This is a genomic window from Geodermatophilus sp. SYSU D00758, from assembly GCF_054049955.1.
The window spans coordinates 1-7,511 of the sequence record NZ_JBJGYK010000077.1 but is presented as its reverse complement, the minus strand read 5'-3'; the positions used below and the strand labels follow the sequence as shown (position 1 = coordinate 7,511).

10 protein-coding genes are annotated in these 7,511 nt (G+C 75.8%); 5 read left to right on the top strand and 5 right to left on the bottom strand.

Annotated features, from left to right (window positions below; translation table 11 throughout):
- Positions 1–154: 154 nt before the first annotated feature.
- Together ACI8AC_RS24975 and ACI8AC_RS24970 are read left to right on the top strand one after the other, a co-directional pair.
- Positions 155–574 carry a hypothetical protein gene (locus ACI8AC_RS24975; RefSeq protein WP_456900555.1) on the top strand — a complete coding sequence of 140 codons (420 nt, stop codon included), beginning with the start codon at positions 155–157 and terminating at the stop codon, positions 572–574.
- A gap of 114 nt (positions 575–688) precedes the next feature.
- Positions 689–1,945, top strand: coding sequence for an APC family permease (locus ACI8AC_RS24970; protein WP_456900554.1), 1,257 nt, complete (start codon positions 689–691; stop codon positions 1,943–1,945).
- Positions 1,946–2,293: 348 nt separating this feature from the next.
- Here ACI8AC_RS24970 and ACI8AC_RS24965 read toward each other — a convergent pair whose 3' ends face one another.
- Together ACI8AC_RS24965 and ACI8AC_RS24960 are read right to left on the bottom strand one after the other, a co-directional pair.
- On the bottom strand, positions 2,294–3,967 hold the full coding sequence (locus ACI8AC_RS24965; protein WP_456900553.1) for an acyl-CoA dehydrogenase family protein: 1,674 nt from the start codon (positions 3,965–3,967) through the stop codon (positions 2,294–2,296).
- Positions 3,968–4,270: 303 nt separating this feature from the next.
- Positions 4,271–4,588: a type II toxin-antitoxin system PemK/MazF family toxin gene (locus tag ACI8AC_RS24960; protein ID WP_456900556.1), complete on the bottom strand. Its 318-nt coding sequence runs from the start codon at positions 4,586–4,588 to the stop codon at positions 4,271–4,273.
- On the opposite strand from ACI8AC_RS24960, the gene ACI8AC_RS24955 reads away from it, so the two are divergent.
- Positions 4,529–5,089 carry a hypothetical protein gene (locus ACI8AC_RS24955; protein WP_456900557.1) on the top strand — a complete coding sequence of 187 codons (561 nt, stop codon included), beginning with the start codon at positions 4,529–4,531 and terminating at the stop codon, positions 5,087–5,089. The two genes, ACI8AC_RS24960 and ACI8AC_RS24955, sit on opposite strands and share 60 nt — an antisense overlap.
- Positions 5,090–5,143: 54 nt before the next feature.
- On the opposite strand, the gene ACI8AC_RS24950 is transcribed toward ACI8AC_RS24955, so the two are convergent.
- The 3 genes from ACI8AC_RS24950 to ACI8AC_RS24940 all read right to left on the bottom strand — a co-directional run bounded on the left by ACI8AC_RS24950 (position 5,144) and on the right by ACI8AC_RS24940 (position 6,220).
- Positions 5,144–5,305, bottom strand: coding sequence for a hypothetical protein (locus ACI8AC_RS24950; protein ID WP_456900552.1), 162 nt, complete (start codon positions 5,303–5,305; stop codon positions 5,144–5,146).
- On the bottom strand, positions 5,302–5,496 hold the full coding sequence (locus ACI8AC_RS24945) for a hypothetical protein (RefSeq protein WP_456900551.1): 195 nt from the start codon (positions 5,494–5,496) through the stop codon (positions 5,302–5,304). The genes ACI8AC_RS24950 and ACI8AC_RS24945 overlap by 4 nt, the downstream gene beginning before the upstream one ends.
- A 118-nt stretch (positions 5,497–5,614) precedes the next feature.
- Complete coding sequence (locus ACI8AC_RS24940; RefSeq protein WP_456900550.1) at positions 5,615–6,220, bottom strand: TetR/AcrR family transcriptional regulator; 606 nt, start codon at positions 6,218–6,220, stop codon at positions 5,615–5,617.
- Between the two features lie 95 nt (positions 6,221–6,315).
- Here ACI8AC_RS24940 and ACI8AC_RS24935 point away from each other — a divergent pair, with 95 nt between their 5' ends.
- Positions 6,316–7,275, top strand: a complete 960-nt coding sequence (locus ACI8AC_RS24935; RefSeq protein WP_456900549.1) for a hypothetical protein — start codon at positions 6,316–6,318, stop codon at positions 7,273–7,275.
- Between the two features lie 35 nt (positions 7,276–7,310).
- The gene (locus ACI8AC_RS24930) at positions 7,311–7,442 is read left to right on the top strand and encodes a hypothetical protein (RefSeq protein ID WP_456900548.1); all 132 of its coding nucleotides are present in this window, start codon (positions 7,311–7,313) and stop codon (positions 7,440–7,442) included.
- The last annotated feature ends 69 nt before the right edge of the window (positions 7,443–7,511 follow it).

The window sequence follows — 7,511 nt, the reverse complement described above, 5'->3', positions numbered from 1 at the left end:
GGGGGGGGTGGGGCTGGACAGTGAGGTGGTGGGGGAGCCCGACGGGCTCCCCCTGGGGCGGCGCCCCGGGGGGGGGGTGGGGGGGGGGCCCGCGGGGGGGGGGGCCCCCCCCCCCCCCTCGGCCGTCGCCGCGGTCGCCGACGCCGACCGGCCGGTGCTGGTGGCGGCGGCCTACCTGCACGACGTCGGGTACGCCCCCGAGCTGTCGTGGTCGACCTTCCACCCGGTGGACGGCGCCCGCTTCCTCGCGCGGCGCGGCTGGCCGGAGCTGGTCGTCGGGCTGGTCGCCCAGCACTCCGGCGCCCGGTTCGTCGCCGCCGCCCGCGGGCTGTCCGCGCTGCTCGAGCCCTTCGCCGACGACCGCTTCACGACCGGGCCGCTGGCCGACGCGCTCACCTTCGCCGACCAGACCACCGCCCCCGACGGCAGCGTGGTGGACACCGAGACCCGGCTGGCCGACATGCTGCGCCGCCACGGCCCGGACAGCCCCAACGCCCGCTGCCACCACGTCCGGGCCCCGGCGCTGCGGGCGGCCGTGGCCGCCACCGAGCGCCGGCTCGCCGCCGCGGCCTGACGCCGGTGCCGCAGCGGGACCGGCGCCGGCGCCACCGCTAGGGTCCGGCACCGGAGCCCGTCGTCGGGGGCCGGTCGCCGGTTCCGCCGCGGGAGCGCCCCGGAGGGAGCTGCTGTGAGCGCTCGGCCCGGCCTGGCCCGCCGGCTGGGCACCACCGACGCGGTGGTCATCGGCTTGGGGTCGATGATCGGCGCGGGCGTGTTCGCCGCGTTCGCGCCCGCCGCGCAGGCCGCGGGTGCCGGCCTGCTGATCGGCCTGGCCGTCGCCGCGGTGGTGGCGTACTGCAACGCCACCGCGTCGGCGCAGCTCGCCGCGCAGTACCCGGCCTCCGGGGGGACCTACGTCTACGGCCGGGAGCGGCTGGGGGAGTGGTGGGGCTTCCTCGCCGGCTGGGGCTTCGTCGTCGGCAAGACCGCCAGCTGCGCGGCGATGGCGCTCACCTTCGCCGCCTACGTGGCGCCGGCCGGCTGGCACCGACCGGTGGCCGTGGCCGCGGTGCTCGCCCTGGTGGCGGTGAACTACCGGGGCGTCACCCGCACCGCGGGGCTGACCCGGGTCATCGTCGGCGTCGTGCTCGCCGCGCTGGCGGTGGCGGTCGGCGCCGCCCTGCTCGGCGGCGCGGCCGACGCCGGCGGGCTGGTGGGCTGGGCCTCGCCCGACGGCGGGGTCCACGGCCTGCTGCAGTCGGCCGGGCTGCTGTTCTTCGCCTTCGCCGGCTACGCCCGGATCGCCACGATGGGCGAGGAGGTGCGCGACCCGGCGCGGACCATCCCGCGGGCGATCCCGCTGGCGCTGGGCATCGCCGCGGTCGTCTACGCGGCGGTCGCCGTCGCGGTGCTGGCCGCCCTCGGCCCCGAGGGTGTCGCCGGCACGCCGGCGCCGCTGGCCGAGGCGGTCGACCGGAGCGGCTGGGCGTGGGCCGAGCCGGTCGTGCGCGTCGGTGCGGCGGCCGCGGCGCTGGGTGCGCTGCTGGCCCTGATCGCCGGGGTGGGCCGCACCGGCCTGGCGATGGCCCGCGAGGCCGACCTGCCCCGCTTCCTGGCCGCGGTGCACCCCCGCTTCGCCGTGCCGCACCGCGCCGAGCTCGCGGTGGCCGCGCTCGTGTGCCTGCTGGTCCTCACCGTCGACCTGCGCGGTGCCATCGGGTTCTCCTCCTTCGGCGTGCTGCTGTACTACGCGGTCGCCAACGCCGCGGCCTTCACCCAGGACCGCGCGCACCGCCGCTTCCCCCGGCCGCTGCAGGTCCTGGGCCTGGCGGGGTGCCTGGTGCTCGTCGCCACGCTGCCCTGGCCGTCCGTGGTGGGCGGCCTCGCGGTCCTCGCCGTCGGGATCGCCTACCGGGCGACCCGGCTGCGGCTCGCCGCCGGGTGACCGGGCCGGGCCGTCCGGAACGCCGGTCGCCGGCGTCCCCCCGGGCGACGCCGTCGGCCGGCCCCCGGGCGGTGGGTTCGTCCCGGTGCGGCGAGCGGCGCACGAGGACGGCCGGGTCGACGAGATCCTCGAGGCGGCGCCGGCCTCCCCGCACGAGCAGTCGGGGGCCCGGAGGCGTCGGCATGTTCTGCCGGCCCCGCACAGGGGCACCTGCACCGCACGGCCGGTACGCGGGAGCTCACGCGCACCAGCCCAGGTCGGGCAGTCGAGAAGCGGCTGCCCGGCCGCCCGCGACGGGGTGCCCCGGCGACCGGTGGGGTGGTCACCTCACCGCGGCGGTGGGCGTCGTCAGCCGAGCCGGGCGTAGTCGACGACCACCTGGTGGTCCACGCCACGCAGGGTGCCGAAGCCGGGGCCCCAACCCCCGCCGAGGCGCGAGGCGATGAAGGCGTCGGCGACGACGTCGGGGGCGTGCCGCACCAGGAGGCTGCCCTGGACCGCGAGCGCGATCCTGGTGACGAGGTAGCGGGTGGTGTCCTCGGGGGCGGTGGTGAGCTCCTCGATCTCCCTCAGCGCAGCGGCCAGGAGCGGGTGCTCCGCGGCGACCGGGCGGATCTCGTCGAGCACGGGCTCGACGGCCTTCGGCTCGCGGGTCAGGACGCGGGCGACGTCCATGACCATCATGTTCGAGGTGCCCTCCCAGATCGCGTTGAGCGGCGCCTCCCGGTAGTACCGGGGGCAGGGGTGCTCCTCGACGTAGGCGTTGCCGCCGATGGCCTGGATGACCTCCTCGGTGACCGCGGCGACGCGGCGGCAGTTCCAGAACTTCGCCACCGGGGTGAGCAGCCGGCTGACCAGGGCTTCGGAGACGTCGCCGGCGGAGTCCTCGGCACGGGCGACGCGGAAGCCGAGGTGGGCGGCGCCGGCCCACTCGAGGGCGAGGTCGGCCAGGACGGGGGCCTGGATCGGCAGCTGCGAGAGCGGGGCGCCGAAGGCGGTCCGGCGGTCGTTGTGGTGCAGCGCCTGGGACAGCGCGGCGCGCATGAGGCCCGCGGAGCCGACGGCGAAGTCGAGGCGGGTGTACTCGGCCGAGGACAGGATGGTGCGGATGCCCCTGCCCTCCTCGCCGACGAGGTAGCCCTGGGCGTCGTGGTACTCGATCTCGGAGGAGGCGTTGGCCCGGTTCCCGAGCTTGTCCTTGAGCCGGTTGATCCTGATGCCGTTCAACCGGCCGTCCGGGAGCCGTCGGGGTACCAGCAGGCAGGACAGGCCACCCTCGGTGCGCGCGACCGTGAGGTAGGCGTCCGACATCGGGACCGACGCGAACCACTTGTGGCCGTTGACCAGGTAGGTCTCACCCGGTCCCCGGCGACCGGCCGGGCGGGCGACCGTGACGTTCGCGCGCAGATCGGAGCCGCCGTGCTTCTCGGTCATGAAGTAGCCGATCGTGCCGGAGGACTTCCGGTGGATCGGGACGTCCGAGGGGTCGTAGGCCTCCGCGGCGATCGCCTCGGCGAACGGGGCGAACGCGGGCTGGCTGCGCAGCACGGGGATGGCGGCGTAGGCCATCCCGAGCGGGCAGGCGGTCGAACCGTCGATCTGGTTCCACAGGTAGGACAGCACCGCGCGCGCCGAGTGCGCGCCGGGCTCCGACGCCGTCCAGGCGAGGGAGTGGACGCCGGAGCCGAAGCCGAGGGACATCAGCTGGTGGTAGCTCGGGTGGAAGTCGACGTCGTGGACCTCGTTGCCCAGGCGGTCGAGGGTCCGCAGCTCGGGGACGTGGCGCTGGGCGTCGCGGGCCGCCTTGAGGATCGCCGGGTCCCACACGCGCGACCCGAGCGCGCTGGCCCGTTCCCGGGCCCAGGGCGCGTGGCGGGCGATCACGTCGGCGGCGACCTGGTCCGTGTCGAACGCGTTGACGCCGTCGAGGTCCGGGACCAGGTTGTCCGGGACCGGCCCTTGACGCGTGAAGTCGTCACCGGGGACGTCATCGGTGCGCGTCTCGCTGGTCGTGAGCGTCATCGCAGGTCCTCCCGCACCCTCTCCGGCTCGCAGCGGCACTCCCGACGCAGCATCCCCGACAACGGCGCCGCCCACGAGGGGGAGTCGGTCCGGCCCGGTGCCGCCGCCCCGGCCACCGGCGGTGCCGGGTCCCGGCTGTGACGTCACACCGTGACGGCTCGGGTCACGCCTCCCGGCAGGCGGCGATGCGGCAGGATCCCGCGGGTGCCGACCCTCTGCACCACGCAGGACGCCGCCGCCGACGAACTCTGAGCCGCGCCCGCCCGCCCTGCCGCACGGGCCGGGGCGGAGCGGCGGTGCCGGTCAGAGGCCGAGATAGCGGGTGACGGCGACCTCGACCTCCTCCAGTTCGTCGCGGTGGAGGAAGAAGGCGGGTTCCCCGTCGATGCACCGGACGTCGACGCTGTGCAGCTGGTCGACGAGGAACCGGGTAGGGACGCCGCCCAGTTCGATCTCGGGCCGGAAGACAGCTGGTCGCGCCCGGGTCGACGTCGGGACGATCGTGGCGATGCTCCAGGCCATGTCCGTCGGGCTCAGGACCAGGCCGTAGCGTCGGCCGCGTTGCTCATGCCCACGTCGCGCCTCGCCGAGGTCGACCCGGTAGACGGCGCCGCGGATCACCAGGCGTCGGTCTCGTCGGACAGGTCCTCGTCGGCCAGTCGTCCGGCGTCGGCGCGCGCGGGCCAGCCACGCCTCGCGGTCCAGGAGGCGGAGCGCGCGACGGATGACATCGGCGGTGCGCTCGTCGTCCCGCATCGCCTCGCGGATGATCCGCTCGTCGTCCTCCGTCGGACGGAACCCGATGGTCCTGCTCACCTCGCGATGCTCGACAGGTGTGCAACTCGCGTGCACCAGACGCCCGGTCCAGCCGAGGGTGCTCGGCCGGGGCCCGGATCCGCCGATCCGGCGGCCGGGCTGACCGCTGCGGACGGAGCCCTGCCGACGGGTGGTCGCGACGGGGACCACCTGCGGCACGATCCTCGCGGGACGACCATCCGCATCACCCAGGACGACGCCGCCGGCGAACCCGTGAGCCGCGATCCGCTCGCGCTGCTCCCGGGCATGCCGTTCGACCGGCACATGCGTCGACGAAGCAGCGGGATCTGCGCGGAGGGGACCTGACCACCCGACCCTGGCCGGTGAGGTCCGAGGCCCCCCGGCTGTCCCCGGCGCCGGTCAGCGGTTGTCGGCGGCGGAGGTGGCCGGGTCGGGGGCCGAGGCCGTGTGGGTGGCCGCCCAGCTGGCGAGGAGCCCGAGTGCGTCGTCGGAGGGTGCGCCGGGCTCGGCGGTGCAGACGGTCGTGCGCAGATCCGCGGCGGTCGAGATGTCGGAGGTCATGGGTTCTCCTGCGGGCCGCGCAGCCCGTTGGTGTCGGCCAGCCAGGTGCCGTGGTCTGCGGCCGGTCCGGCGAGCGCGGAGAGTAGGTGCTCGACGACGTCCGGGCGGGCGTCGACGATGGTGGTCCGCAGGGCGGCTGGGTCGAGGGCGTCCACGACGGCGGCCCGGGCGCCCGATCCGCGCAGCTTCACGCCCGCTCGGGCGAGCGGGAGCCGGCGGTGACCTGGTGCCCTGCGCTGAGGAGCAGCGGGAGCAGTGGCCGGCCGATCGCGCCGGTGCCGCCGGCGAGGAGCACGCGCACGGGATCGTTCACTCCTCGTCGTCCCGGGAGCGGTGCCGGGATCGGCCGGTGAAGAGGACGGCGGCGACCTGCCGCGCAGCCGCGGCGGGGTCCGGTCCGAGCCCGGTCGGGAGGGCGCCGCTGTTCCAGAGGCTGGCGAAGCCGTGCACGAGGGACCAGGCGGCCAGCCCGGCGGTGCGGACGGCGGGATCGTCGGCGCCGGGTAGACGGGTGGCCGCTCCGCCGTACAGAGCGGCGGCGGCCCGGCCGCGTGCCGCCGTCACGGCGCTGTCGTCGGCGTCGTAGAGGCCGGGGCGGTACATGACCTCGAAGTGGGCGGGGTGTTCGGTGGCGAAGGAGACGTAGGCGACGCCGACCTCGAGGAAGTCCCCCGTCTCCTGCGCCACGCCGGCCAGTCGCTCGGCCAGGAGCGTGTAGCCCTCGACCGCCAGGGCGGTCAGCAGACCGCGCTTGTCACCGAAGTGGTGCGCCGGGGCTGCGTGCGACACCCCCGCGCGGCGGGCCAGTTCGCGCAGGCTCACCTGCGCCACGCCGTCCGCGGCGACCATGTCGGCCGCCTGGCGCAGCAGCTCGCGGCGCAGGTCGCCGTGGTGGTAGGGCCGGGGCTCGCTCATGACGGCCACGCTAGCCGTGACATCTAGACGTTGACAAGTTGCGTCGGCGGCGAGAGTCTTGTCAACGTCAAGATTTCGGCTCGGAGGTGGTTCCCATGGCTCCGCTGTACGTTCTGCTCGGCGGTACCGCCGCGCTGCTCGTCCTCGGCGCGGTCACCGGTCGCTCGCCGGTACGGCACTGGCCGGACGCGCTGCGCCGCGGGCTGGCCGCCATGTTCGTGGTGACCGGCATGTCCCACTTCGTCGGCCTGCGCGAGGACCTCGTCGCGATGGTCCCCCCGGCCCTGCCGGCTGCGGCGCTGATGGTCACCGTGACCGGCGTGCTCGAGCTGGTCGGCGCCGCCGGGCTCCTGTGGCGGCGCACCGCGGCCTGGACGGCGGCAGGGTTGGCCGGGCTGCTGGTGGCGATGTTCCCCGCCAACGTCCACGCGGCGCTGTCGGACGTGCAGCTCGGTGGCGAGCCCGCGACGGCGCTGCCGCTGCGCGCCGGCATGCAGGTCGTCTACGTCGCGGCGGCCGCCACCGTGTGGGCCACGCACCGCCGGGCGGGCGCGTGGGTGCGGACCGGGGCGCCCCGGCGGCACTCATCGGTCGGGACCGTGGCGCTGCCCGTGGCAGCCGGCCCGGCGGCCGGCCGGCGTGCTCCAGGAGTCGTGCTCGTCTCGCGGCTGCAGCTGCTGCGGCTGCGGGACGTCCCCGGCTTCCTGCGCGCGTCGCTGCTGCTGCGCCGGGCCTTCCGGGACGCACCTGGCGCGATGTCGCTGCGGCTGGCCGCCAGCCCGTCCACCGGGACGTTCTGGACCTGGTCGTCCTGGACCGACGAGGGTGCGATGGCCGGCTACACCCGTTCCGACGCCCACCGCGAGGTCATGGCCCGCTACCGGGAGCGGCTGCAGGACTCGCGGTTCGAGGCGCTGCGCCCGGCGGGCCCCACCCCGCTGCCTCGTAGCTGGGCCGAGGTCCGGGCGCTGGTGGCCACGCCCACGCGTGCCAGGGCGTCCGGGCACGGTGAGCGGGCGAAGGCCGGCACCGGGCACGACGGTCACCAGGCATGACGTCGGGAGACGGTTCCCGCGCGCGAGGACCAGAGGTGCTCGCCGTCGCGCAGGTCACCGTCGTGGTGCCCGACCACGACGACGCCCTGGCCTCCTTCGTCGGCACGCTGGGGATGCTCCTATCGTCGTCAAGTGGCGGTGGCCAGGTGGTCGAAGTCGGCCAGTAGCGACGTGTGGACTTCGCGGATGACGTAGCGCTTGAGGCAGCGCATGATCTCCTGCTTGCTCAGGCCTTG